19 protein-coding genes are annotated in these 25,120 nt (G+C 57.4%); 4 read left to right on the top strand and 15 right to left on the bottom strand.

The genetic code is table 11. The annotated features are described in order from the left end of the window. Positions 1-81 precede the first annotated feature (81 nt). The 5 genes from G5253_RS12830 to manA all read right to left on the bottom strand — a co-directional run bounded on the left by G5253_RS12830 (position 82) and on the right by manA (position 12,396). Positions 82-2,520 carry a GH92 family glycosyl hydrolase gene (locus tag G5253_RS12830; RefSeq protein WP_266135106.1) on the bottom strand — a complete coding sequence of 813 codons (2,439 nt, stop codon included), beginning with the start codon at positions 2,518-2,520 and terminating at the stop codon, positions 82-84. 305 nt (positions 2,521-2,825) lie between these two features. Beyond that, complete coding sequence (locus G5253_RS12825) at positions 2,826-5,348, bottom strand: GH92 family glycosyl hydrolase (RefSeq protein ID WP_266135105.1); 2,523 nt, start codon at positions 5,346-5,348, stop codon at positions 2,826-2,828. A 62-nt stretch (positions 5,349-5,410) separates the two neighbouring features. After that, positions 5,411-7,813, bottom strand: coding sequence for a GH92 family glycosyl hydrolase (locus G5253_RS12820; RefSeq protein ID WP_266135104.1), 2,403 nt, complete (start codon positions 7,811-7,813; stop codon positions 5,411-5,413). A 55-nt stretch (positions 7,814-7,868) separates the two neighbouring features. Beyond that, entirely contained in the window at positions 7,869-10,565 is a 2,697-nt protein-coding gene (locus G5253_RS12815) for a GH92 family glycosyl hydrolase (RefSeq protein WP_421203437.1), read from the bottom strand. Between the two features lie 640 nt (positions 10,566-11,205). After that, a complete protein-coding gene (gene manA, locus G5253_RS12810; protein ID WP_266135102.1) occupies positions 11,206-12,396 on the bottom strand; it encodes a mannose-6-phosphate isomerase, class I in 1,191 nt (396 codons plus the stop codon). A gap of 116 nt (positions 12,397-12,512) precedes the next feature. Here manA and G5253_RS12805 point away from each other — a divergent pair, with 116 nt between their 5' ends. Both G5253_RS12805 and icd read left to right on the top strand, forming a co-directional pair. Then, a complete protein-coding gene (locus G5253_RS12805) occupies positions 12,513-13,388 on the top strand; it encodes an AraC family transcriptional regulator (RefSeq protein WP_005347181.1) in 876 nt (291 codons plus the stop codon). A 156-nt stretch (positions 13,389-13,544) separates the two neighbouring features. Further along, positions 13,545-14,798 carry an NADP-dependent isocitrate dehydrogenase gene (icd, locus tag G5253_RS12800; RefSeq protein WP_005347179.1) on the top strand — a complete coding sequence of 418 codons (1,254 nt, stop codon included), beginning with the start codon at positions 13,545-13,547 and terminating at the stop codon, positions 14,796-14,798. Positions 14,799-14,870: 72 nt separating this feature from the next. Here the strand turns inward: icd and G5253_RS12795 are convergent, their stop codons facing one another. The 4 genes from G5253_RS12795 to G5253_RS12780 all read right to left on the bottom strand — a co-directional run bounded on the left by G5253_RS12795 (position 14,871) and on the right by G5253_RS12780 (position 17,553). Further along, positions 14,871-15,047 carry a hypothetical protein gene (locus tag G5253_RS12795; RefSeq protein ID WP_005337712.1) on the bottom strand — a complete coding sequence of 59 codons (177 nt, stop codon included), beginning with the start codon at positions 15,045-15,047 and terminating at the stop codon, positions 14,871-14,873. Positions 15,048-15,544: 497 nt separating this feature from the next. Then, positions 15,545-15,721 carry a hypothetical protein gene (locus G5253_RS12790; protein WP_005347176.1) on the bottom strand — a complete coding sequence of 59 codons (177 nt, stop codon included), beginning with the start codon at positions 15,719-15,721 and terminating at the stop codon, positions 15,545-15,547. A 279-nt stretch (positions 15,722-16,000) separates the two neighbouring features. Continuing rightward, positions 16,001-16,450 (bottom strand): C40 family peptidase, encoded by a 450-nt coding sequence (locus tag G5253_RS12785; protein ID WP_216953259.1) that lies wholly within the window; start codon positions 16,448-16,450, stop codon positions 16,001-16,003. A gap of 194 nt (positions 16,451-16,644) precedes the next feature. After that, complete coding sequence (locus G5253_RS12780; protein ID WP_266135101.1) at positions 16,645-17,553, bottom strand: hydrogen peroxide-inducible genes activator; 909 nt, start codon at positions 17,551-17,553, stop codon at positions 16,645-16,647. Positions 17,554-17,699: 146 nt separating this feature from the next. Here G5253_RS12780 and G5253_RS12775 point away from each other — a divergent pair, with 146 nt between their 5' ends. Further along, a complete protein-coding gene (locus G5253_RS12775; protein ID WP_216953261.1) occupies positions 17,700-18,302 on the top strand; it encodes a peroxiredoxin C in 603 nt (200 codons plus the stop codon). 181 nt (positions 18,303-18,483) lie between these two features. On the opposite strand, the gene G5253_RS12770 is transcribed toward G5253_RS12775, so the two are convergent. From G5253_RS12770 to G5253_RS12745, 6 genes are all read right to left on the bottom strand, one after another. After that, positions 18,484-19,449: an alpha-L-glutamate ligase-like protein gene (locus G5253_RS12770; RefSeq protein ID WP_216953262.1), complete on the bottom strand. Its 966-nt coding sequence runs from the start codon at positions 19,447-19,449 to the stop codon at positions 18,484-18,486. Between the two features lie 3 nt (positions 19,450-19,452). Beyond that, a complete protein-coding gene (locus tag G5253_RS12765; RefSeq protein WP_216953263.1) occupies positions 19,453-20,991 on the bottom strand; it encodes an inactive transglutaminase family protein in 1,539 nt (512 codons plus the stop codon). A gap of 3 nt (positions 20,992-20,994) precedes the next feature. Further along, positions 20,995-21,783: an ATP-dependent zinc protease gene (locus tag G5253_RS12760; protein WP_227342371.1), complete on the bottom strand. Its 789-nt coding sequence runs from the start codon at positions 21,781-21,783 to the stop codon at positions 20,995-20,997. 52 nt (positions 21,784-21,835) lie between these two features. Beyond that, a complete protein-coding gene (gene cmoB / locus G5253_RS12755) occupies positions 21,836-22,813 on the bottom strand; it encodes a tRNA 5-methoxyuridine(34)/uridine 5-oxyacetic acid(34) synthase CmoB (RefSeq protein WP_266135100.1) in 978 nt (325 codons plus the stop codon). Next, positions 22,810-23,556, bottom strand: coding sequence for a carboxy-S-adenosyl-L-methionine synthase CmoA (cmoA, locus tag G5253_RS12750; protein WP_236768462.1), 747 nt, complete (start codon positions 23,554-23,556; stop codon positions 22,810-22,812). Before cmoA ends, cmoB begins: the two co-directional genes overlap by 4 nt. 275 nt (positions 23,557-23,831) lie before the next feature. Beyond that, positions 23,832-24,680 (bottom strand): DUF72 domain-containing protein, encoded by an 849-nt coding sequence (locus G5253_RS12745; RefSeq protein WP_266135099.1) that lies wholly within the window; start codon positions 24,678-24,680, stop codon positions 23,832-23,834. Positions 24,681-24,842: 162 nt separating this feature from the next. Between G5253_RS12745 and G5253_RS12740 the strand changes: the two genes are divergently transcribed. Continuing rightward, the gene (locus G5253_RS12740) at positions 24,843-25,094 is read left to right on the top strand and encodes an FmdB family zinc ribbon protein (RefSeq protein ID WP_005337686.1); all 252 of its coding nucleotides are present in this window, start codon (positions 24,843-24,845) and stop codon (positions 25,092-25,094) included. Positions 25,095-25,120: the final 26 nt, after the last annotated feature.

Genomic DNA, 25,120 nt, shown 5'->3' with positions numbered 1-25,120 from the left:
TCCATCTGGCGTGGGCCGTCGGGTATCACAAAGTGACATTTTCGGATTGCGTGCTGAATGTCACTTCAATGCTATCGATCGTTACTTTTGTGGCGGGGTATCGCCCATCACGAAGTGGAGGTTGCCCCCCGGTACAAACTCCTTGTGCTCGAAGAAGAGACCATCCTTGAGCGGTTTGCCATTGATGGTGACCGACTGGACATAGCGGTTCTTGGCGCTGTTGTTATCGGCGATGATGGTGAAGGTTCCCCCCTTGACCGGGATGGTCGCTTTGGCAAATAGCGGGCGGCCAATAGTGTAAACGGGGTCTGCCGCATTCACCTGATAGAAGCCAAGTGCTGACATCACATACCAGGCAGACATGGAGCCCACATCCTCGTTGCCTATGATGCCTGCCGGGGTGTTCGAGTACATGGTGTCGAGGATGTAGTCGACCGTCTCCTGAGTTTTCCAGGGCTCCGATGTCCAGTTGTAGAGGTAGGGAATATGGTGGGAGGGTTCATTGCCGAAGGCCACCTGACCCATCATCCCGGTCATGTCAGCGGTCTCCGACCCCTGACTCTCGGCAGCAAAGGTGGCGTCCAGATTCTGCTTGAAGGCCTCTTCTCCGCCCATCGCGGTTTTCAGACCCTTGATGTCATGGGGCACAAACCAGGTCCACTGCCAGGCGTTGCCCTCGGTATAGTTGCCGGTCTCATGTTCGGTGCCATAGGGATCAAACGGCGTCATGAAGGCGCCATCGATCATCACCGGACGCATGAAACCGGTCACCCCGTACTGGGCGTATTCGGCCGCATTGTGGTCGAAGTAGCGCTGATAGCCGTTAGAACGGGCCAGATAGCGCGCTTCGGCCGCCGGGTTGCCGGCCGCCTTGGCGATCCGGGCGATGGCCCAGTCATAGAAGGCGTTCTCCAGACCGTAGGAGACCGACTCGAGGGTGTAGTCAGCGAAGACGGGCTGACCGTCGATCCGCTGCACTGCCGGGGCAAAGCCGTTCTTTTCGATGTAATCGATGTGGTTGGTCAGGGTCTTGTCCAGCACCGCCTTGTCCCACTCGGTCGCCAGCATGGGGTAGTTGGTATAGGTGGAGGAGTCGATGGCGGCCGTGAGCGCCAGATTTTTCTCCTGCGCAGTGAAGGCATCGGGGTATTTGGTGATGGCGTCGGCAATCACCACCACCGCCGGATAGCCCACCATGGTGCCTGTCTCATCCCCCAGATGCTCCCACTTGGGCAGCAGGCCGCTCTCCAGATACTTCTGGAGCAGGTTCTTGGCATACTGCACGGCGCGGGTGGGTTCGGTGATGGTTTTAAGCGGGTGCAGCGCTCGCTGGGTGTCCCACAGTGAGTAGACCGAGAAGTTGGGCTGATCTTCGCTTGCCTGGCCATAGTGGATGGAGTAGCTGCCTTCCCCCTTGGCCTGCGCCCCTTTGCCCATGCCGCGGTAGTTGCCATCCACATCCTGATGGACGATGGGGGCGATCTTGGTGTGGTAGAGGGCGGTGTAGAAGATCTCGTTTTGCTCCTTGCTGCCCCCCTCGATGGTGAAATTGAGGGCGTTGGCCCACTTCTCGCGGGCGTTGGCGCGGGCCTCGTCAAACGAAACATCCCCTTCGGCCTGGTAGTTGTTCCATGCGCCGGTGGCATCGACCGCCGATAGGGCAACTTTGGCGTTCAGTTGGGCTGAGCCGCCCTCTTCAAATTCGACGTAAGCGGTGACATCCGCTTTGGATTTGGCCTTGTGCTCGGCGCTCAAGCCCTCTACCGGCACACCACCAGCGAGGATGTAGACCCCTTTGATCTTCTTGTCGAAGGTCGCATGGAAGAAGATCTTCTGGTTTTTCGCCCAGCCGGAGAAGTGAGTCGCATCTCGCTCGCCGGTGATGGTGTAGCCATCTTCGCTGACGGTGAGTTTGTTGCGCAGCGAACTCGATCCCCAGTCGCTGTTGAGGATCGAGTTCAAATCGATCTTCAGCCGTTGGGGTTGCCCCTGCGGATAGGTGTAGCGGTGAAAGCCCACCCGCTCGGAGGCGGTCAGCTCGGCCTTGATGCCATTCTCGGCGATGCGCACCGCATAGTAGCCAGGCTCGGCCTGCTCGGATTTTTTGTCCATTTTGACCGAGATGGCTTTGCGGTAATCATCGCTTTGCTCGATGTATTTGGATTTATCTTCGGTAAAGGGCAGGAACAGAATATCCCCCAGCCCCCCCATGCCGGTGCCTGAGAGGTGGGTGTGGGAAAATCCGAACAGGGTATCTTTGTCAAAGTGATAGCCGGAGGAGGAGTGCCAGCCGATCAACTCGGTATCCGGCGAGAGTTGCACCATGCCCTCCGGTACCACAGGGCCGGGAAAGGTGTGACCGTTAAAGCCAGTGCCAACGAATGGGTTCACATATTGCAACACATTGGTTGGCGTTGGCTTTTGATCGTCGTTATTGTCGCTGCTGTTATCTGAATCGCAGCCGGATAACATGGCTACCGTGCTGGTCAGGGCAATGGCCAGAATATTTTTCTTGAACATATTGAGCGGCTCCATCGGGTAGAGGGTGAGCAGTCATGATCTATTTTTATGAGACCGGAGCGATCCCTGAGCAATATTGGTGCTCGATGGCATTGATCCCGGCGAGCACTATTATTCCCATGCCATCTGTTTCATCGACAGAGTAAAAAAGTGTCATTCACTAGACTTTTGTGGCAAGGCGCGCTGTTTGTGATCCGGGTATCATGTAATTGCGTGCGGTATATTTTTGAACATTTTTGTTAGTGAACAAAAAAGAGGCCCAAAGGAAGCTTTGGGCCTGAACATATATTGATAGTGCATGATGGTTATTTATTATCTGAGCGGATCGGTTTTTGCGCCGTCATGATAAATTTCAGTTCACCACCGGCACGAATATCGCTGTGATTGAACGTCAGGTTTTCCCCCAATGGTTTGCCATTGATGGTGACGGATTCCACATAGATATTTTGGGTGCCATTGTTTTCGGCGATCACGGTGAATTTTCCGCCATCGATATCCATGATCACCTTGTCAAACAGTGGCCGACCTATGGTGTAGACCGGGAGCCCCGGCGTGACCTGATAGAAGCCCAGCGCACTCATGATGTACCAGGCGGACATTTGCCCCACATCCTCATTGCCAATCAGCCCTGTGGTGGTCGGGTGGAAGAAGCTGCGCACCGCCTGATCCACATACTCCTGGGTTTTCCACGGCTCCTTGGTCCAGTTATAGAGGTAGGGAACATGGTGATCCGGTTCGTTCCCCATCACGAACTGCCCGATATAGCCGGTCATATCCCCTTGCGAGGTATCAGCGTTGGAGTTGGCGGTGAAGAGGGCATCCAGATTCTTCCGGAATCCCTCCTCGCCCCCCATCACCTCTTTGAGCCCCTCGATATCGTGGGGAACAAACCAGCTCCACTGCCAGGTGTTGCCTTCGGTAAAGTCCTGCCCCCTGTGCTCGGCCCGATAGGGCCAGAAGATGTCATAACGGCTGCTGTCGTTGGTGTCACAGTTTTGTGGTGGTGTAACGGGATTGCCGTTTTTATCGATGGCGCAGGAGGGGTAATTGTTGACCCAGCTGCCATCGTAATTTTTGGGGCGCATAAAGCCGGTCGCGCCATATTTGCCATATTGCGCCGGGTTGTAGTCAAAATAGGCGCGCCAGGTAGTCGCCCGGGCCAGATAGCGGTTCTCGGCGGATTTGTCGCCAGCCAGTCGGGCCAGCTGGGCGATGCACCAGTCATAGTAGGCATTCTCGACACCGTACGAGACGGACTCGTTGACCAGTTCATCGTACTTGTCCTGCGCCATGCCGCCCTCTTCCGGCTTGAGTTTGACGTTGGCGGGGACATAGCCGTGCTGCTCGGCATACTGGCCGTGACGGGTCATCACGGTGAAGCGCTTGTCGCCGTTCCAGGGATCCTGATAGGGCACCCAGCTTTTGGTCAGCGCGAGGTCAAAGTTGGCGGAGACATTGGCCGCCTGCAGCGCCAGCTTTATCTCTTCCTGTGTGAATGCATCCGGGTATTTGACGATGACGTCGGCGATGATGGAGACCGCCGGGTAGCCGACCATCTCGCCGGTATAGTCGGAGTGCAGCTCCCATTTGGGCATGATGCCGCCGGTTTTATATTTGTTAAGCAGATCGTGCACATAGTCGATGGATCGCTCTTTTTCGATGATGGTCTTCAATGGGTGAGCGGCGCGGAAGGTGTCCCACATGGAGTAGACCGAATAGTTGGTAAAGCCCGGCTTGGCCTGATGCACCTTGCCATCCATTCCGCGATATTGACCATCCACATCCTGATAGACGAAGGGGGCGATGTAGGTGCGATAGAGCGAGGTATAAAACATCGTCTTGTCGGCATCGCTGCCACCCTCCAGGGTGAACTTATTGAGCACTTTCGCCCATGCCTGCTTGTTCTCCTGCACCACCTGATCGAAGCGGTAGTCATGTTCATCGGCGCGCAGGTTGGCCATGGCCCCCTCAATGCCGGTGCCCGAGATGGCCATCTTCATGGTGATGGGCCGTTCCCCTTTGGCAAAGTTGAGCTGGGTCACCACATCCCGTACCCGGGGTCTGGTTTCGCCATACCCGATGTAATCGGCCAACCCCACCTCGGTGTCGTTGCTCAATTTGCCATCGACATAGAGGATCTGATCCACAAACGGCTCGGAAAACTCGGCGTAGAAAAAGACCGTCTGCCACTGCCCCCACTCGTTGCTGGTTCTGGCTCCGGCAATGGCGTTGTCGCTCACCCGCTTGAAGTAAATATTGCGGGAGTGGTTACCGTACTGCTCCAGCAGCTCGTGCTGCAGATCAAGCTGGACTTTGCGATCTTCACCCGCCGGATAGCTGTAACGGTGGAAGGCGACCCGCTGGGTGGCAGTGAGTTCGGCCTTGATGCCGGTCTCCACCAGATCCGCTTTGTAATAGCCTACTTCCGACTGTTCGCTCGTCTTGTTGATGGTGACCGGGTCGGTATTGCTGCCGATGAAGGGCAAGAAGGCGAAATCATTGAGATCCCCCTTGCCTGCCCCCGAGATATGGGTGCTGCTGAAGCCGGAAAGCTTGGCCAGATGGTGGTGATAGTCGGAAGGGGATCCCTTGCCATTCCAGTTGGCCGGATTCCAGTTGTCCGGGCCCGGCTGGATCATCCCTTCCGGCATGACCGGGGCCGGATTGACATTGCCCAGCCCATCGGTGCCGATCAGCGGATCGACATATTGCAGCACCTGCAGGGCATTATCGGGGCGGCCATTGTCAGTAGTCTCATCGTTTGTGTTGCAGCCATAGAGGCCAAGCAGGGCTGTCACCATGATGGCCAGCTTGTGGGGTTTGAACATTGTTGTTCCTCAAATTCCGGAGATGAAAAAGCGGCAAGCCGGGTGGCTTGCCGCTTGTAGAGTTACGGGGTCGGTTGCTGGTTGGTCATCACAAAACGCAGCTCACCACCGGGACGGATCTCGCTGTGGGCGAAGGTGTTGTACTGGTTGAGTGGCTTGCCATTGATGGTGACCTCTTTGACATAGAGGTTGTCCGGGCTGTTGTTCTGTGCGACCACGTTGAACTGACCGTCGGGCAGGTTGATGGTGACCTTGTCAAAGATGGGACGACCGATGGTGTAGGTCGGGTCGCCCGGGGAGATTTGATAGAAGCCCATGGCACTCATGATGTACCAGGCCGACATCTGGCCGACGTCTTCATTGCCGATCAGGCCATCCGGGGTGGTTTTGTAGAACTCCTTATAGACCCGGTCGAGGTACTCCTGCGCTTTCCAGGGCTGGGCGGTGCGATTGTAGAGATAGATGACGTGGTGTGAGGGCTCGTTGCCATGAATGTACTGCCCGATGTAACCGGTCATGTCCTGATGTGCTTCGCCCCCGTTGGGGTCGGCGTTGAACAGGTTGTCGAGCTTGTCGTTCAGTCCCTGCTGGCCACCCATGATCTCGGTCAGCTTGTCGAGATCCTGCATGAAGGACCACTGCCACTGCCAGGCATTGCCCTCGGTGTAGTAGAAGGCATCCGACTTGTAGGGATCGAAATCGGCCGCCGCGTATTTCAGGGCGCACGGGTCACCGTTTTTCAGCTCGGTCGGTACGAAGAAGCCTTTGCCATCGGCATTGCCAGCCTGGGGATCCCAATGTTTGAGCGAGTTGTAGGATCGTGCCTTGAACTCCTGATAGGTAGTCATGTCGCCCGCGGCTTTCGCCATCTCGGCGATGGTCCAGTCGTAGAAAGAGAACTCCAGCGAGTAGGAGACCGAGTTCCAGTTGGGATAACGGACGCACTGCTCTTTCTCGTGATAGCTGAGCTGACCGGCCATCAGCGAGCTCAGGATGTCGTCATGGATCTGCGGGTAATCGGCAGGCCGGTAGTGGGCCGATTTGACCGAGGCTTCCAGTGCCTCTTGCGCATCGATCAGCCCCTTGGTCACCGCATCGGCAAGGATGGCCGCCGAGGGGTAGCCAATCATGGTGCCGGTTTCCGAGCCGTGGCCTTCCCATTTGGGCAGCAGGCCGAACTCCACGTTGGATTTGCGGATCAGATCCTTGGCGTAGAGAGTCGCCTGTGGCGGGTCCATGATGGTCCACATGGGGTGAACGGCGCGGAAGGTATCCCAGGTCGAGTAGATGGAGTAGTTGGGGGTATCGCCAGGTTGCAGGGTGCGCAGGGTGCCCTGCATATCAAGATACTTGCCATCCACATCGTAGAGCTCGATAGGGGCGATCATCATGTGGTAGAGGGCGGTGTAGAAATTGGTCTTCTCGGTTTCCGTCCCCCCTTCGGTTTTGAGTGTTGCCAGCTTTTCGGCCCACGCGTATTCGGCGTCTGACTTCACCTTGGCGAAATCAAAGGTGGGGGCTTCCGCCTCCAGATTCTTCTGTGCTCCTTGCCAGCTCACCGCCGAGATACCGACCCGGATCTCGATCGGTTGGTCACCCTGGCCAAAATTGAGGTAGGCGGTCAGGTCATCCCCTTGATAGACGCTGTTGGGGCGCATCTCCCGGGTGGGCATCTTGTCCTGCTCGCCCAGCATGGCCCTGGCCACAGGTTGGTTGAATTTGGCGTAGAAGAAGATGTTCTGGCCCTGATGGTTCTGTCCCTGGAACCAGCCAGTGGAGGTTTTGCGGCCACGCAGGGTGTACTCATCCACCACTTCGATTTTGTTTTTCAGCGATTGACCGTTGTTGTTCAGCAGGGTATGACCCAGATCGAATTTCACATTCCGATCCGCTCCTTTGGCGAAGGTGTAACGGTGCAAACCGACTCGTTTGGTGGTGGTCAGTTCAACCTCAATCTCCCCCTTGTTCAGTCTGGTTTTGTAATAACCGGCGCTGGCGTGCTCATTGGTTTTGTCAAAGGCGTTTATCTGGGCGTCGGCCATCTCGGCGTAGGGCAGTACCAGAATGTCGCCCAGATCGGTGGCGCCGGTGCCGGAGAGATGGGTATGGGAGAAGCCGTAGAGCGGAACATCGGTTGCGACGATCTCGCCCGTGAGGTAATTGGAAGAGTCCCAGTAGCCGGAGGCTGAGTGCCAGGGGTTGAGTCCGCTCTCGTGATCGGTGTTGGAGCCAATAAAGGTATCCGGCGAGAGCTGCACCATGCCGGCAGGGCGGGTGGCACCGGGGAAGGTGTGGCCTGATGCGGCGGTGCCTATCATGGGGTCAACGTATTTCAGTACCGACAGATCGACAACCGGAGTTACCGGTTTCTCGATAGCGGTAGACTCGCTCTCACTGTTGCAACCGGCGATGCCACCGGTCAGTGCGGCAATCACCGCAAGAGAAAGAAGATTGCACTTGAACATGGTCATTCCATTTTTGAGTGGTGATGGGGGAGGAAGTCCTCCCCCGAACAGGTGATTAACGGGAACCGGCAGGCAGGTCGCCTTCGTGCAGGAAGGTGCCGATACCTTGCGCGGGCGGCAGATCTTCCGGCTGGCTGCCCCAATTCTGGTTGGGGCTATCGCCCATCACGAATTCAAGCTTGCCGCCACTGAGGATTTCCTCATGGGTGAGGTAGCTGCGATTGAACTCGCTGCCATTGAGGCGAGCGGACTGGATGTAGATGTTGTCGCGGCTGACATTCTGGGCCGTGACGGTGAACTGTTTGCCCGCACCCACATCGAGCGAGGCGGTTTCGAACATGGGGGTGCCAATCTCGTAGATGCCGGAGGAGGCATTGACCGGGAAGAAGCCCAGCGCCCGGAACACGAACCAGGCAGAGAGGGTGCCAAAGTCATCGTTGCCACAGATGCCGTCAGGGGTGTTCTTGTAGCAGACGTTGGTGGCTGCCACGATGGCGGCCTGTCCCTTCCAGGGCTGTCCTACGTAGTTGTAGAGGTAGGGCACATGGATATCGGGCTCGTTGCCCTGCACATGCTGTCCCACGTTGCCGGTGTTGAATACCGGGAACTGGTTGTCGCCAGCGTTGCGATCCGGATAGGTACTCCAATACTCGTCCAGCCGTTTGGCAAACAGTTCGCCCCGTTTGGCCTGAGGATTCTGGGTCTGGTCGAAGCGGGTCATCAGATCGACCAGGCCATGAATGTCATGTTGAACGCTGAAGGCGTATTGCCAGCCGTTGGACTCGGCGAATGACCAGTTGAACATGTCGGGGCGCCAATCCTTGCCCAGTGCCCGGCCGGTTTTCGGGTCTACCCAACCGGCATCAATGAAGTTGCCAGCGTAGTCGCGGGCCTTGAACCACCCCTTGTACTGCTTGCCGCCAAAGTCAAACTGCGCCTGCCAGTTCTTGGATCGATCGGCAAACTCCTGATAGCGGGGGTCACTTTCGCCAAATACTGCCTTGATCGATTGGGCGATCGCCCAGTCATTCATGGAGTACTCCAGCGAGTAGGATGAGGTCCAGGCATCCTTGAAGGGGGAGTGAGATTCCCAGTCATTGCCCGGCGGTGTGTCATGCAACTGGGCAGGTACATAGCCTTGCTGCTCGTACTCCTTGATCCAGGCGACCCCCTGGCTGGTGGCTGCGCGGGCGTCGATGATCATGGCGGTCACCAGTCGCTCCTTGATCTCCTGACGTTCCGCATCGCTGAAGCCCAGCGCGATCATCCGTCTGTCCAGCGAGCCTTTGGAGAGTACGTCGTGGATCACCGGCGTGGAGTGCATCCCCATCATCATGCCGGTCTCGTTACCCTTGAAGGTCCACTCCGGCAATCTGCCCTTGCGCAGGTTGCCCAGATCGTCCATCCACTCCTCCTCGGCGTAGGAGAGCATGGAGAGCACCACATCTGCGAGGCGATCCGGCTCCAGCAGTGACGAGAGGGGTTGTACTGCGCGGTAGGTGTCCCACAGGGAGAAGGTGTCGTAACGGGTAAAGTCCGCTTTGCCATCCCGGTTGGCATCGGCAGTGCGAACCGACTCCTTGAGGGTATCGATCTGCTCGCCCCACGGTGTGTTGCCATCCGGATAGGCGTTGCGCCCCTGATGCACCTGGCGGTAGCGCCCGTCCAGATCAGAGTGAATGGTCTGGCCCAGATAGGTGTGGTAGAGCGCGGTATAGAAGGTCTGTTTGTACTCCTCATCCCCACTGACCCGGATCTTGCCCAGCTCCTTTTCCCATTTTTGGGTCGCAGCCTGACGGACATCGTCAAACGACATATTGGCCACTTCGGTCATGTTGAGTGAGGCGCCAGCGTTGCCATCCCGGCCGATCTCGACGTTGGAGAGGGCTACCTTGGCCTCGACGACCAAGCCCGCCGCCGCGGTATCAAATTCCAAATAGGCACGCGCGTACTGATATTTGCCACGGGTCTCGTTGCCGATCTCGGTGGTGCCTTCCGGCAGGTCCAGATAGCGGTTCTGGTCTTTGTCAAAGTAGGCGAAGCGGATGTTTTTGATGGGCTGGTCGAACTCCATCACGAAGAACTCTTTCTGGCTGGGGGCCCAGCCGTCAGAGAAGCGATGGCCCTCGATCCGGTTGTGGGTTTTGTCCCATTTCAGATAGGAGTCGGAGGTGTAGTCCCAGTTGACCTTGAAGCCGAGGTTGACCACGATTTCCGATTTTTTATCTTGCGGGAAGGTGTAGCGATGAACCCCCACCCGATCCGAGGCGGTCAGCTCGGCCTTGATCCCGTAATCCTTCAGATTGACCTTGTAGTAGCCCGCCGTTGCCTCTTCATCCTTGTGGCTGTAGCGGGAGGCCTCCAGATTCAGTGAGGCCGACCCCTCGTTCAGCATGAAATTGGAGCGTGAGTTGATCGGCATCACCAGAATATCGTTGAGATCTCCAGCTCCGGCGCCCGAGAGGTGAGTGTGGGAAAACCCGGCGAGGCGGTTGTCGTGGTAGTAATAGCCGGAGATATATTCCCAGCCATTGGCCCCATTATTGGGCGACAGCTGCACCATGCCATGCGGGGTCGTGGCGCCGGGATAGGTGTTGCCCAAATTACCTGTGCCGATGAACGGATTGACGTAACGGGAGACGTTAGTCTCTTTATTGTTATCGACAGCGGTATCCGAGTCATTTTGACAACCGGATATACCAACCAGGCCAGCCAGTACGGCACACGCGAGCAGGGAACGTTTCAGTTTCATATTTGTCGCCACAGGTTAATGAAAGTAGGGTATCGAACGTATAAAAACAGATAATGCAGAGCGCCGGGCCAGCCAATGAATATCTGCCGGATGAGAGAGCCATCTGCATGTATTACCCCGACTGTCACTGGATATAGAGGGTGACGGGGGGAATATCAGCCAGATAAAATGGATCGTGAAAACGATCTGGCCATACAGGCGGAAAAATAAATGCGCAGGAAAAATAACAGGCACCTATAGCCTGATTTAAAAAATCGCCCCTTACACTTATGAAATAAGTGGCTGAGCTGTGTTACATCTGGAATATATAAATGCTCTTAAATGTTTTTCCTGCTGCCTGTAAATTAACGGTTTCTATTATTTCGTTGATTAATATCCTGGGACAGAGGAAAAAAATGGCATTAACTGGATTTTTATGACGTGTGGGGAAGGGTGTGAGCTGGCTCGCATAACTGCAGGGTGGCGTGACCAGGGAGGCTAAATGATATTAATCATTATAATTCAGCGTGTTATTCTTCGATGTTGAGTTAAATGACCGATTTTGTGAGTCGTACCGGGCTCCACATGGTCAGATGAGCTGAAAAAAAGGGCCCTGCTGGGCCCTTTGAACAGAGGGTGATGAGCCGATGGCCCACCAGGATCAGCGGTTGCTGGCGCGGGCAAAACGCCCTTCAGCCGTCACGCGATAATCGCTGGTGCTGGCGGGTACAAATGCAGATTGCCCTATGGTCAGTGTCAGACGCTCACCATCCTGGCCAATGAGGGTGATGGGCCCATCGATGGCGAACAGGATCTCGGCATTGCCGGTGGTGAGGGCATGTTCGCCTGCGCCATATACGCTGAAGGTGAAATCCGGTACCGGCACGTCGAAGTGCTGTACTGTGCCTTCCATGCGAGGGGTGAGCAGGATCTGGTCGTCCGGTTTGGCGACACAGCGGGTGCAGGCCAGCAGCTCCGGCACATCCATGTATTTGGGGGTCAGACCGGCACGCAGCACGTTGTCGGAGTTGGCCATGATCTCGAGGCCAGTGCCGTGGATGTAGGCGTGGGGGGTCTGGGCATCGAGGAACATCGCCTGACCCGGCTCAAGTGTTACCACGTTGAGCAGCAACGGCGAGAAGAGCCCCACATCCCCCGGGTACTGGTTGGCCAGCTTGCTGATGGTGGCGAAAGTCTCTTCATCCTGATGGGCGGCGGCATAGGCCAGCAGGCCAGCCAGCGCCTCGTCCTTGCGATCACCGCTGAGGATCAGCAGCTGGTGGAAGAAGTGCTGCAGGCCAGCTTCATCCTGTGACTGGCGAAGCGCCGCGGTCAGGTCGACCAGGGCGGGCAGCGCCATGCGATCGAACAGGGCCAGGATGGCCGGGATGGCGCGAAAGCCGTTCATCGCCTGATAGCGGGTGAGGGCAAAGACCAGCTCCGGCTTGTGGTTCGGATCCTTGTAGTTGCGGTTGCTCGCCTTGATATCGATGCCTGCGGCCTCTTCTCTGGCAAAACCGGCTTCGGCCTGTGCCTTGCTCGGATGTACCTGAATGGAGAGGGCTTGCTCGGCGCAGAGCACCTTGAACAGGAAGGGGAGTGAGCCGAAACGAGCCTGGGTAGCTTCGCCCAGCATGGCGACGGGGTTGGCGTCAATCAGGCTGGAAAGCTTCACGGTCTCGCCTGCCAGGGTCACTTCGGAGCAGCCATTGGGGTGAGCGCCCATCCACAGTTCAGCTTGTGGTTTGCCTTCGGGATTTTTGATGCCAAACAGCGTGGTCAGGGAGTCACGACTGCCCCAGACATAATCCTGGATCGGGTTGCACATTAGAAAAAACGGCGGGTAGCTCATGGATGGCTCCTTGTATCAGAACGATTTTTTGGGAATTTCAGTCTGGCGCGGACTATAGCATGGCAGGGGCAGCGCACCGCAATCGGTTGCTCTCTGCATCTTGATCAGGATCATTCATGAGTATCATCTTTACCCAGCTGTTGGACGGCTTTCTAAGTGAGGGGGGAGGCTTTGAGAAGGTGTTGTTTGCCTCTGACAAAGGGGTGCCTCCCTGCTTCAGTTATCAGGTCAATTTTCCGCGTCTCGAGCTGGTATTCAGTGGCCACTATCTCAACCAGATCTGGTCCCCGGAAGGGGATGTGCAGTCGGTACAGATGGGGCCGCGGGAGGCGATGTACATTCCCCCCAACGGCTGGAACAAGCCGGATTGGGACAATGACTGTTCCGTGCTCAGCCTGTTGTTCGGCAAGCGTCAGATAGGGTTCAGTCTGGTGAGCAAGCACAAGGGAGACACCGGTTTCTTCGATGTGCAGAAGCACAGTATTCAGGCCGGTGCCGGACGGGCGCTCGATCATATCCTGCTCTCCCTCAACACCTTGGCGCAGGAGCCGATAAGGGCACCGATGGACAATCACCTGCTGCAGGCGCTGCTCAGTTACTCACGGCAGTTGCTGGTGGAGTCGGAGAGCGGTCGTCCTCGTGGCTCCGATCTTTTTCACGGCATCTGCATCTACATTCAGGAAAATTTCCACCGCCCCATCAGTCGCGAATGCATCGCCGCCCGCTTCAATCTCTCCCCCAGCCACCTCTCACGTCTGTTCCGCCAGCAGGGGCACATGCGGCTGGCGGACTACATCAGCTGGGTGCGGCTGGAGCGGGCCAAGTTCATGCTGAAAAAGTATCGCTTCCGTCTCGAAGAGGTCGCCAATCGCTGCGGGTTTACCGACGTGAACTACTTCTGCCGGGTGTTCAAACAGAAGACCGGCTTGACCCCTTCCCAGTACCGTTCCCTGAGTCAGCCGCAGGCGGCGGCCAGCGAGCTGGAGGGATAACGGGGCGCGGTCGGCAAGACGTTGTGACGGCGCACTGGCGGGTGGCTACCTCTTTGGTCTGACATGCTTTCTTGTCGTTTTATTATGAAAATGAATGGGCTAAGATGGCCGCGCGCAACAAACAAGTTGATAACAAACGGAAGTTAGGAGATGCCGATGGAAAGCAAAGTAGTTATCCCGACCCAGGGTCAGAAAATCACAGTCGATGCCAACGGCAAGCTGCAGGTTCCCAACCATCCGATCATTCCGTTTATTGAAGGGGATGGCATCGGTGTTGACGTAACCCCTGCCATGTTGAATGTGGTGAATGCTGCGGTCGAGAAAGCCTACAAGGGCGAGCGCAAGATCGCCTGGATGGAGATCTACACCGGCGAGAAATCGACTCATGTCTATGGCGAAGGTGCCTGGCTGCCGGCCGAAACCCTGGATTTCATTCGTGAATATTGCGTGGCCATCAAGGGCCCGCTGACTACTCCGGTCGGTGGCGGTATTCGCTCTCTCAACGTAGCCCTGCGTCAGGAGCTGGATCTCTACATCTGCCTGCGTCCGGTACGTTACTACGACGGCACCCCGAGCCCGGTGAAACGTCCTGATCTGACCGACATGGTGATCTTCCGCGAAAACGCCGAAGACATCTACGCCGGCATCGAATGGAAGGCCGACAGTGCCGAAGCGAACAAGGTGATCGCCTTCCTGCAAAACGAGATGGGCGTGAAGAAAATTCGCTTCCCCGAATCCTGCGGGATCGGCATCAAGCCGATGTCCAAGGCCGGTACCGAGCGTCTGGTTCGTGCCGCCATCGAGTATGCCATCGACAACGATCGTGACTCCGTGACTCTGGTGCACAAGGGCAACATCATGAAGTTCACCGAAGGTGCCTTCAAGGATTGGGGTTATGCCCTGGCCCAGAACGAGTACGGTGCCCAGCTGATTGACGGCGGCCCCTGGTGCTCCTTCAAGAACCCGAAAACCGGCAAGACCATCGTCATCAAGGATGTCATCGCCGATGCCTTCTTGCAGCAGATCCTGCTGCGTCCGGCCGAGTATGACGTCATCGCCTGTATGAACCTCAACGGCGACTACATCTCCGACGCGCTGGCCGCTCAGGTAGGCGGTATCGGTATCGCGCCGGGTGCCAACATCGGCGATGGTGTGGCCCTGTTCGAAGCGACCCACGGTACTGCACCTAAGTATGCCGGTCAGGACAAGGTCAACCCGGGCTCGCTGATCCTCTCCGCCGAGATGATGCTGCGCCACATGGGCTGGGTTGAAGCGGCCGATCTCATCATCAAGGGGATGGAAGCGGCGATCCGCAACAAGACCGTCACCTATGACTTCGAGCGTCTGATGGAAGGAGCCACCCTGCGCTCCTGCTCCCAGTTTGCTCAGGACATGATCGACCAGATGTAATCTGCTGCTTGCCAGAAACGTAAAACCGGCGCCATGTGCGCCGGTTTTTTTATCGCGAAAGAGTGCAGGGGCTTATTGCGCCTGCTCTACGTGTTGCTGATAGCGTTGCTGCCATTTGCTGGTTTCTGCTTCATCACCCTGGGCCTTCCAGAAGGCGCAGATGGTGTTGGCAAGTTCCGAAGCCATCGCATGATCTCCGTCACGTCGACTCATCAGATAATCTCCCAGCCAGCTTTGATATTGTTTCATTACCCGATCTCCTTATCTCATGTGCCCTTGAGGGTGCCCACCTTGACGGGAGCCTGTCGGCTCATCCTGGGGGGAACATCATCAGGCATGATGGTGCAAAGTCACGACCCGGGCAGAGAGCCCGATGGGCAATCTGGCGGCGAACGTGACGCGAGATGTCAAAAAATGAGCGCCATTTTAGCACAAACTGACCAACTTGGGGAAATTGTCGCCATGGACTGCGACAGAACAGCCCCATCCCCTTGTTCTCAAAACAGAAAACCCGCCGTGAGGACGCGGTTGGTTTGGATGAAATCCGGGGAAACAGGGTGGGGAACCCTGTTGTGTCCGGTTGCATCGACGAGCTCGACACTTGGTTCTGGATGAGCACTGTCATGGACTCAAGAAATGGTAGAGGGGGCATGCAAAAGGGCGTTATGCGGGAACTGGCTATGCGCGAAGCAATAGGGGGCAGCCTTGCTGCCAACAGATGGCTGGCAGCAAGGTGACGGTCGGGATCAGGTGGTCTTTTCCAGATGGTTCTGGTAAATCTGCTGCCACTTGTCCAGTTCGGTTTCATCTCCCTGTTGTTGCCAGAACTCGCAGATGGAACTCGCCATCTCGCATGCCATGGCGTGGTCGCCGTCACGGCGACTCATCAGGTATTGCCCCAGCCAGTTTTGATACTGTTTCATTGGATGATCTCCTTATCTATTTAACCCTTGATACTGCTGCTGTGAGCCACCCGTCCGGCAGTGCTGTCACAGCCACTTTCGCTGCTTCGCTTATTGTCAATCAGGACAGATAGCGTATGAGAAAAGCGCGAAAGTGCTAAAAATTGGCCACCACCTTATCACAAAATGGTATGAAAGGCAGGTTTTGGGGCCAATTGAGTTTTCAGTGCAGGGGATTATCTCGACCTGGCGACCGGGATTGACGGAGTCCAGCAGTATAACGGGCAGGTGTTTGAACCTTTACTGGGTTACCCGACGGGCTTGCCAATAGCGGCTGTTCCAGTAGACATTGTCGAGTCTCGAACGGATTACACCCTTGCTCGTGGAGGCGTGGATAAACTCGCCGGCACCGGTATAGACCCCCACATGGTACTGCTGCCAGCCGGTTTTGAAGAAGACCAGATCCCCGTGTTGCAGCCGGTAGCGATCCACCGGTTTGCCGATACTGGCCTGGGATTCGGTGGTTCTTGGCAAGTTGACTCCCAGCACCTGATTGTAGGCGAGCTGGGTGAAGGCGGAGCAGTCGAGTCCGGCGCGGTTGGTGCCGCCCATCCGGTAGGGGACGCCACGCCACTGCTGGTAGAAACCGTCAAAGGCACTGCTCTGCTGGCGGGGCGGCGGTGGCTCTGGCGTGCTGGAGCAGGCGGCCAGCAGCAGGGTCAGCAGGGATAGCATCAGCTTGCGGTACATCGGAGAGCTCTCCACAACGGGGTCTACCAATAGAGACGTCTGTTAACCGCCACCCCGGACAGAATATGGTGACGGCCGCCAGTGGCGTGACAACTTTTCCATCATAAACAGGGATCTGGCTCCAGACCTAGTCTCCGAGAGGAAAAATGTGGCGGGGAACTGAAAAACGCCAACCCGAGGGCTGGCGTTTGTTGTCACTCGTTGTGGCTGATCAGCGGTTTAAGCAGCTCGGCCAGCTTGTAGAAGGTCTGCACCCGGGTGGTGCTGGGGCGCCAGACCAGCCCGATCTCGCGATAGGAGGTCTCTCCCGGCAGCGGGATGGCCACCAGATCGGAGTTGTCGAGAATACCTGCATCGATGGCCATCTGCGGCAGGAAGGTGGTGCCAAGACCCGCTTCCACCATCTGCACCAGGGTGTGCAGGCTGGTTGCAGCAAACGGGTTGATCTTGCTCTTGTCCCGCAGACGGCAAGCGCTCACTGCGTGCTCGGTGAGGCAGTGCTCCCGCTCCAGCAGGAAGATGCTCTGGTTTGGCAGCTCCTTGTAGTCGAACGGGGTGTGCAGACCGGCCGCCATGCTGGCGGGCATCACCATGTGGAACGGATCCTGGCCGACGGTCTTGCAGTGAAAACCACCAATCTCGATGGGGAGGGCGAGGATCAGCAAGTCGAGCTGACCTTGTTCCAGCTGTTTGAGCAGATTGCTGGTGGTGTCTTCCCGCAGTAACAATTCGAGGTCAGGATAGGTTTTGCTGCATACTTTCAGCAGTTTGCTGAGCAGGAAGGGGGCGATGGTGGGAATACAGCCCAGACGCACGGTCCCCTGCATCACACCACCCTGGTGTTGACCTAGTTCCATCAGATCTCGCGCATCGGAGAGCAAATTGCGAGCGCGCTCGACGATTTCCATGCCGACCGGGGTCATAATGAAGCTCTTGTGGTCCCGCTCCACCAGTTGCAGGTTCATCATCTCTTCCAGCGTCTGGATCCCGGTACTCAGGGTCGACTGGCTGACATGACAGGCCTTGGCGGCGCGGTTGAAGTTCTTGTGCTCGTCGAGAGCGACCAGATATTGCAGCTGTTTGAGGCTGGGCCAACGTTGCATAGGAAAATCCGATTAATGCTATCTATTTAATTTGATTTAACTAATCTACCACCGGGTCTATAGTTTGTCGCTTGAATTAGACGGACTAGGCTCTTGGTAGCCCAATCCTGACTGGATTGTTCACTTCACTTAAAGAGGAATTGAATATGGTATTGGTAGGCCGTCCCGCACCCGATTTTACCGCCGCAGCCGTTCTGGGTAATGGCGAGATCGTTGATTCGTTCACCCTCTCATCCCACATCAAAGGCAAGGCAGCCGTCCTGTTCTTCTATCCGCTCGACTTCACCTTCGTCTGCCCGTCCGAGCTGATTGCCTTCGATCACCGTCTGGAAGAGTTCAACAAGCGTGGCGTGGAAGTGATCGGTGTTTCCATCGATTCCGAGTTCTCTCACAACGCCTGGCGCAACACCAAGATCGAAGACGGCGGCATCGGCCCAGTCAAGTACCCCTTGGTTGCCGACATCAAGCACGAGATCTGCAAAGCCTATGATGTCGAGCACCCGGAAGCCGGTGTGGCGTTCCGTGGCTCCTTCCTGATCGACAAAAACGGTGTTGTTCGTCACCAGGTAGTCAACGATCTGCCGCTGGGTCGCAACATCGACGAGATGCTGCGCATGGTGGATGCCCTGCAGTTCCACGAAGAGCACGGCGAAGTGTGCCCGGCTCAGTGGGAGAAAGGCAAGAAAGGCATGACCGCCTCCCCGGATGGCGTTGCCAAGTATCTGTCCGAGAACGCCGCTTCCCTGTAATCAGGTCTGCGTGCCGGATAGTGAAAAACCGATGCCCAGGCATCGGTTTTTTTATGGCCGTTGTTTGGCTGTCTGGTTCTGTCCCATTGCTCGGCAGGATTGTCGTTGCCGGCAGCGCGCCGATAAACGGCAGTCATAAAAAAGCGCGCCCTTTGGCGCGCTTTTGACATGGGGGGCGGGACTACTCGTCAAAGATACCGAAGTGTTCTTTGGCAAAGTTGACCCGCTGCGCCACGCTCATCTTGACCTGTCCCAGCTTCTCGATGGTCTTGAGGTTGGGCACCAGGCCACGACCGTTGGCGATTTGAATGGCCAGACCCGGGCGGGCGTTGAGCTCCAGCAGCATGGGGCCGCGGAACTTGTCCAGCACCATGTCGGTACCGATGTAGCCCAGACCAGACATCTCGTAACAGGAGGCGGCCAGGGTGAGCAGGGTATCCCAGTGGGGTACCTTGAGCTCATAGAGGTCGAGGCCGGTATCCGGGTGGTGTCGCAGCGGATTGCCAAACTGCACCGCCCGCAGCGCGCGGCCGGTACGCAGGCACAGACCCACCCCAACGGCGCCCTGGTGCAGGTTCGCCTTGCCATCGGAGGCCGAGGTGGAGAGGCGCATCATCGCCATCACCGGGAAGCCTTTGAAGATGATCACCCGGGCATCGGGCACCCCTTCGAACGAGTAGCCGTCGAATACGTCATCGAAGTTGATAAGGCCTTCGACCAGCGCTACGTCTGGCTTGCCACCAAGCGAATAGAGCCCCGCCAGAATGTTGGAGACATGGCGCTCCAGATCCTGGCCGTTGCAGGCGCTGCCGTTGGGTTTGTAGAAGAGACCATCTTCCTGACGCAGGATCACCAGGATCCCCTTGCCGCCAGAGCCACGGGCCGGCTTGATGCAGAAGCCCGGCCAATCTTTTACCAGCTCGGTGATGCGACCTACATCGTGCTGGGCACGGATGGTGCCGATCAGCTCAGGCACCGTCACGCCTGCATCCAGCGCAATTTGCTTGGTCTGCAGCTTGTCATCCACCAGCGGATAGAGGCTGCGCGGATTGTAGCGGCTGATGTAGGAGTGGTTGCGCTTGTTCATGCCGAGGATGCCTGCCTGCGACAGGCTCCACGGGGTGGTGTACTTTTCCCAGAACCACATCTGTTACTTGTCCTTACCCGGGGTGGCGCCAGACTTGATCTCGTCCACCAGCGGCTTGAAGCGCTTCAGCTCACTCAGCTTGTAGCCGGTGTAGTTACCCATCAACAACACGGTCGCCATCAGTACCAGCTGCAGGCCGAGGAAGTTGAACGTGAGGTGACGGATCAGTTCGTTGTCCATGGCCAGATAGGCGATGATGGCCACCAGCAGGGAGCCACCGCCCTGACGGAACACCTCTTTCGGGCCCTCTTCTTCCCACAGGATGGACATCCGCTCGATGGTCCAGGAGAGGATGATCATCGGGAAGAAGGTGATCTTCATACCGTCGGTCAGCCCCAGCTTGAAGGCAAAGGCAGAGAAGATACCGATCATCGAGATCACCATGATGATGATGGCCGATATTCGGGCGACCAGCAGCAGGTTGAGCCGTGACAGATAGGAGCGGATCACCAGACCTGTGCCGACGATCAGCAGGAAGCCCACCAGACCGGTGATCAGCTGGGTCTGGATAAAGGCGACGGCGATCAGCACCGGCATAAAGGTACCGGAGGTCTTGATGCCGACAATCACGCGCAAGAACACCACCATCAGCACGCCGATCGGGATAAGCAGCAAGCCCTTGAACAGGGTCTGCTCTTCCAGCGGCAGGCTGTGGATAGAGAAGTTCATCATCTCTGATTTTTCAAACTTCTGGGCCAGCGCCACGCTGACCGGCTGCTCCTGCTCGATCATCGAGAAGCTGACACGGGAGTTGTGACCACCGGTCACATCCAGCAGGGCGCCGGAGTTGTACTCCCACAGCAGCAGGTTGGCCGGACGGCCCTGTTCACCGGTTTGCGGGTTGAACAGCTTGTAGTCGGTCGGGCTGTTGAATACCTGCAGGTAATCCACCAGCTCCTGACGACGGCGGCCATCTTCCAGATTCAGAGCATGCACCACGCGGGTGGGGACGTCAGCATTGTTGAGCAGCTCGGCGATCAGGTTGGCACGGCTCTTGTGCTTTTTCAGCAGCTCGGCGTTCTGCTCCTGCTTCTCGATCTCCTTGATGATCTCGCGAGTCAGGGTGTAGCCGTCGGCAGAGCGCTCCTGGGCCCGCTCGAGGATCTGCTTCATCGCGGTGGCATAAGGCTCACTCTCGATCTGCTTCTCGATGGCAGGCGGCTGCGGATTGGCGGCCGGTTTGGCATGGGCATCTGCCATCATGTCGACGCGGTAGTAGAGCTCCTGACGGCCGGAGGCGGTGCGGATGGACCACTCGGCGCGGGCATCGCCATCTTTCTCGACAAAGGAGAGGCCGTAGCCGGGGCTGGCGGCGTTCTCGTTCATCAGGGTGAAACCGGGCTGGGTGCCCGGAATGGCCAGGGAGGCGATCACCGGCTCACCGGTCGCCTCAAACTCCAGCTTGGCTTCGATGGACCAGATCTGGCGCTTTTCACCGGGCGTCAGCGGCACATCCAACGCGATATGGTGATAGATCGTCATCCCCAGGCCGACAATGTACAGCAGGGCTACCAGCAAATAGAACGGCTTACGGGAAACCATGGATTATTTCACATCCTTGAGCTTGGGTTTGGGTTGGATATATTCGCGGGCCACATCAACCACGGCGATGTCTTTCAAAAATTCGCGACCCAGCAGCACCGGGAAGGTCATGTCGCTGCGGTCCTTCAGGGTAAATTCGGCTTTCTCGGTCATGTCGCCAATCCGTACCGCCAGACGGACCACCGGACGGCGGTCGAGATCGTCGGCAGAGGCCTGACGCACCCGCACATGGCGTACCAGCGGCGCTTCGATCTGGATCTTGTCATCCACATCCTGATGACTCAGGAAGAAGCGCACCCAGTTTTTGCCATTGCGTTCGAAAATGGTGATCTCCTGGGCACTGATGGAGGAGGTGGTCGCACCGGTATCGACCCGCGCCTGGAAGGCGTCGTTGGCGGCATCAACCCAGATCCACTCCGCTTCACCGACCATCAGCTTGCCATCGATGGTGTGGCCCTGATTGGGGGCCGGGCACTTCTCGGTGGGGATGGCCATCGGTTTGGGTGGCTCGGAGGGGAGAGCTGCGAGCTTGTGATCTACTTGCTTGACGGACTCTTTCATATTGGTGACATCTGTGTTGAGCTGAACCAGCAGGTGCTGTTGCTGCACATACTGCTTCTGTTGCTGTTCCATGGATGTTTGCAGGCGCAGCTCGCTCTGGCTCAGCTCGCTACGAAGCTCGGCCAGCGTCAGAGCGGGAACCTGAGGCGTTTTTTCCATATTGACACACCCGCCGAGACTGAGCAGGGAGAGCAGGGTCATTCCTTTTAATTTGCTTTTCATGTCATTCATTTAACTGTGCTTCCTGGAATTGGGTCAGTGTAACTTCCACAAGCGCCACCGGCTAGTCTTTGGCCTTGCGGGCAATCAGTACGGCACGTTTCGGCGCCGGGTGTCCTTCTACCGTGAGTGCCGGATTGTCTGGATCCAGATAGTCACTCAGGGATTCATTAATCATCCAGTCGGTACGACGCTGTTCGTCGGTGCTGGTCATATTCTCGTCTACTATTCGCACGTCGGTGAAGCCGCAGCGCTCGACCCATAGCTTGAGGGCGCGGCTTGAGGGAATAAACCAGACGTTGCGCATCTTGCCGTAACGATCGGTGGGCATCAGTACGTCGTTGACACCGCCGTCAATCACTAGCGTCTCCAGCACCAGTTCGCCATCATCTTTCAATTGATTGCGCAACTGCTCGATGTGCTCGATGGGGGATTTGCGGTGATAGAGCACTCCCATGGAGAAGACGGTGTCAAAGGCACGCAGCTCCGGCAGCTCCTGAATACCGAGCGGCAACAGGTGGGCACGCTGATCATTGCCTGCGAAGTGGCGAATGGCCTCGAACTGGCAGAGGAACAGCGGACTCGGGTCTATGCCGACTGCAAGCCGAGCCCCTTCACCCACCATGCGCCAGAGGTGGTAGCCGCTGCCGCAACCCACATCCAGCACGTAACGGCCCTGGAGCGGGCTGATATGGGGCAGCACCCGATCCCACTTCCAGTCGGAGCGCCACTCGGTGTCGATATGGATACCGTGCACGGTGAAGGGCCCCTTGCGCCAGGGCATGAAGTGGCGCAGCAGGCTCTCGACCTTCTTGCGCTCCCCTTCGCCCAGGCTCTCGGCCGAGCCAATCTCGACCCGGCTTTTCAGCTCGATGTTGCCGGGGGAGACCACCGGCAGCTTGTTGAGGGCGCGGTTCCAGCGCGGCAGATCGCCATGCTGGTTGTCATGTTGCCAGGTGTGCAGCTGGGCGGGCAGGGTATGCAGCCAGTGGCTCAGCCGGTTTTTGGCAATCAGTTGATAGAAATTGGCAAAGTCGATCATGGCTGGGCGTCGCTGGATTTGATGGCAATCATGGAGCCGAAGTTGAAGCACTGGAACCAGAGATCCTGATGGACGAAACCGGCATCCCGCAGGCGTGCCTGATGCACCGGCAGGCTGTCGGTGCGCATCACGTTCTCAAGGGCAGTGCGTTTCTGGCTGATCTCCAGCTCGCTGTAGCCATTGGCCCGCTTGAAGTCGAGATGCAGATCGATGAGCAACTCGTTGACCGGTTCATCTTCGAAGCGGAACTTTTCGCTCAGGATCAGGATCCCGCCCGGGCGCAGCCCATCGTGAATACGCTGGATCAGGGCGGCCCGTTTCTCTGGCTCGACAAATTGCAGGGTGAAGTTGAGCACCACCACGGAGGCGTTCTCGATCTCGATGTCGCAGATATCCGCCTCTACCAGCTCCACCGGCACCTCGGATTTGAAACCGGAGAGGTGGGCGCGGGCGCGTTCGATCATCGGGTGGGAGAGATCCACCGCGGTAATGCGGCAGCCGGGCTGGCTGACATGGCGACGCATCGCCTGGGTCGCGGCGCCCAGTGAGCAGCCGAGATCATAGAGTCGGCTCTCGGGTTGGGCGTAGCGGGCGGCCATCATGCCGATGGCAGAGATGATGTTGCTGTAACCCGGCACCGAGCGCTGGATCATATCGGGGAATACGTCGACGACCTGTTCGTCAAAACAGAAGTCGCCCAATCGGGCGATCGGGGCGGCAAAAATTTGGTCTTTGGTCTGCATGCTGGCGCAACCTGACAGTCGGGACATCACCCGGCTGTATTGTTCAATTGAGTCGTTGGATGATACCCATCAGAGTAGGTCAATCATCTGTTTACGAACGGGGTGGCTGGTCGTGAAATCCTTTGGACCGCTCCTGCTCGTACGGGCCATGTTCCGGACCCTTACTTGGGGCGGTAGTGTAGAGGATTGATGGCCGTTTGTCTTGACGCCAGGGCTTGCCACGCCACAAAAAAGCACTTTTTTTGCAGCGAAATGATGGCCGCAGAATGGGTTGGCTAAAAGCGCAGCACTCCCTGACGTGCGCGATCGTTTTCCCCCGGCCAGGGGGCCATCTCCTGCCCCAGCAGACGACTTACCTGACGGGCCAGCTCGGGGGCTTGGGCGTTGTCGGCGGTGTGGATGTAGAGGTAAAGATCCTTGCCCTCGGCCAGCCACTGGCGCCAGTGGGGGAGCCAGCTGGGCAGGAAGGGGTGATTGGCCGCCGGATCCGGCAGGCCGATAAAGCGCACCATGGGGGCGTTGGCGGTAGCCAGCAGATGCACCGGCAGGCGTGGCTTCTTGCCCTGGGCATCGACAAGGGCTGGCGTGGTTGCTGGCACCGAGAAGAGTGGCCGGCTGTCGAGCATCACCCGGTTCACACCCTGTTCCATCAGCAGCCGGTTCAAGGCCCGCTCGGCCTCCCCCTTGGCGAAAAAGTCGGGGTGACGCACCTCGAGGGCGTAGCGAAACGCCCGTGGCAGCCGCTCGATAAAGGCCGCCAGTCTGGCCAGCCCCTGTGGCCCAAAACGAGCGGGCAACTGCAGGGTGAGCAGCCCCAGCTTGTCGTGCAGCGGGGCGAGCAGGCGAATAAAGTCGGCGACTTGTTTGTCTGCGCTCACCAGATCGCTCTGGTGGCTGATGGTTTGCGGAAATTTGAAGTTGAAACGAAAGTGATCGGGCACCGCATCGGCCCAGCGATGTACCGTATCCGGTGTTGGCAGGGCGTAGAAGGTGGTGTTGCCCTCCACCGAATTGAACACGGTGGCGTAGTGGGCGAGGTGTTCGGCAGGCTTGGCGCCAAGGCCCAGCAACTGGCCGGGCCAGCTGGGGTGGGACCACTGTGGCAGGCCCAAATAGAGGCTCATGATGGCTATTCTCTTCGCTCTAGGTGCATTCGTGCCGATTTTTTGCCCGCTTTTTGCCATCGAGTGCAAAAAACTGGCGACAGGAGGCCGCTGGCCATTTTACCCAAAAGGGGGTTTTCCTCTATAATGCCAGCCCTTTTGTTTTTCAATTTCTTGTGACCCATGCCTATCTACGAATATCGTTGCGACGTCTGTGGCCATGAATTGGCAAAACTGCAAAAGCTTTCCGATGCCCCCCTGACCGACTGTCCGGCCTGTAGCAAGCCGAATCTGGTCAAGCTGATATCGGCGGCAGGCTTCCGGCTCAAGGGAACCGGATGGTACGAGACTGATTTCAAACCGGGTAAGAAAAAGAATCTGGCCAGCTGTGAGACAGACGGTGCTTGCCAGTCGTGCCCGGCGGCCCAAGGTTAACCGTCTCTCTACAATTTCGAAGGAAG

The sequence above is a fragment of the Aeromonas sp. 602658 genome (assembly GCF_049173005.1).
Taxonomy (GTDB): domain Bacteria; phylum Pseudomonadota; class Gammaproteobacteria; order Enterobacterales; family Aeromonadaceae; genus Aeromonas; species Aeromonas veronii_A.
This window is presented reverse-complemented; position numbering and strand designations above follow the sequence as displayed.

Coding starts and splice junctions, on each gene's coding strand:
- G5253_RS12830 (WP_266135106.1), bottom strand. CDS start 2,520: ATGTTCAAGAAAAATATTCTGGCCATTGCCCTGACCAGCACGGTAGCC.
- icd (WP_005347179.1), top strand. CDS start 13,545: ATGGAAAGCAAAGTAGTTATCCCGACCCAGGGTCAGAAAATCACAGTC.
- G5253_RS12785 (WP_216953259.1), bottom strand. CDS start 16,450: ATGTACCGCAAGCTGATGCTATCCCTGCTGACCCTGCTGCTGGCCGCC.
- G5253_RS12790 (WP_005347176.1), bottom strand. CDS start 15,721: ATGAAACAGTATCAAAACTGGCTGGGGCAATACCTGATGAGTCGCCGT.
- G5253_RS12780 (WP_266135101.1), bottom strand. CDS start 17,553: ATGCAACGTTGGCCCAGCCTCAAACAGCTGCAATATCTGGTCGCTCTC.
- G5253_RS12745 (WP_266135099.1), bottom strand. CDS start 24,680: ATGAGCCTCTATTTGGGCCTGCCACAGTGGTCCCACCCCAGCTGGCCC.
- G5253_RS12765 (WP_216953263.1), bottom strand. CDS start 20,991: ATGGTTTCCCGTAAGCCGTTCTATTTGCTGGTAGCCCTGCTGTACATT.
- G5253_RS12760 (WP_227342371.1), bottom strand. CDS start 21,783: ATGAATGACATGAAAAGCAAATTAAAAGGAATGACCCTGCTCTCCCTG.
- cmoA (WP_236768462.1), bottom strand. CDS start 23,556: ATGCAGACCAAAGACCAAATTTTTGCCGCCCCGATCGCCCGATTGGGC.
- cmoB (WP_266135100.1), bottom strand. CDS start 22,813: ATGATCGACTTTGCCAATTTCTATCAACTGATTGCCAAAAACCGGCTG.
- G5253_RS12825 (WP_266135105.1), bottom strand. CDS start 5,348: ATGTTCAAACCCCACAAGCTGGCCATCATGGTGACAGCCCTGCTTGGC.
- G5253_RS12770 (WP_216953262.1), bottom strand. CDS start 19,449: ATGTGGTTCTGGGAAAAGTACACCACCCCGTGGAGCCTGTCGCAGGCA.
- G5253_RS12740 (WP_005337686.1), top strand. CDS start 24,843: ATGCCTATCTACGAATATCGTTGCGACGTCTGTGGCCATGAATTGGCA.
- G5253_RS12820 (WP_266135104.1), bottom strand. CDS start 7,813: ATGTTCAAGTGCAATCTTCTTTCTCTTGCGGTGATTGCCGCACTGACC.
- G5253_RS12775 (WP_216953261.1), top strand. CDS start 17,700: ATGGTATTGGTAGGCCGTCCCGCACCCGATTTTACCGCCGCAGCCGTT.
- G5253_RS12795 (WP_005337712.1), bottom strand. CDS start 15,047: ATGAAACAATATCAAAGCTGGCTGGGAGATTATCTGATGAGTCGACGT.
- G5253_RS12805 (WP_005347181.1), top strand. CDS start 12,513: ATGAGTATCATCTTTACCCAGCTGTTGGACGGCTTTCTAAGTGAGGGG.
- manA (WP_266135102.1), bottom strand. CDS start 12,396: ATGAGCTACCCGCCGTTTTTTCTAATGTGCAACCCGATCCAGGATTAT.
- G5253_RS12815 (WP_421203437.1), bottom strand. CDS start 10,565: ATGAAACTGAAACGTTCCCTGCTCGCGTGTGCCGTACTGGCTGGCCTG.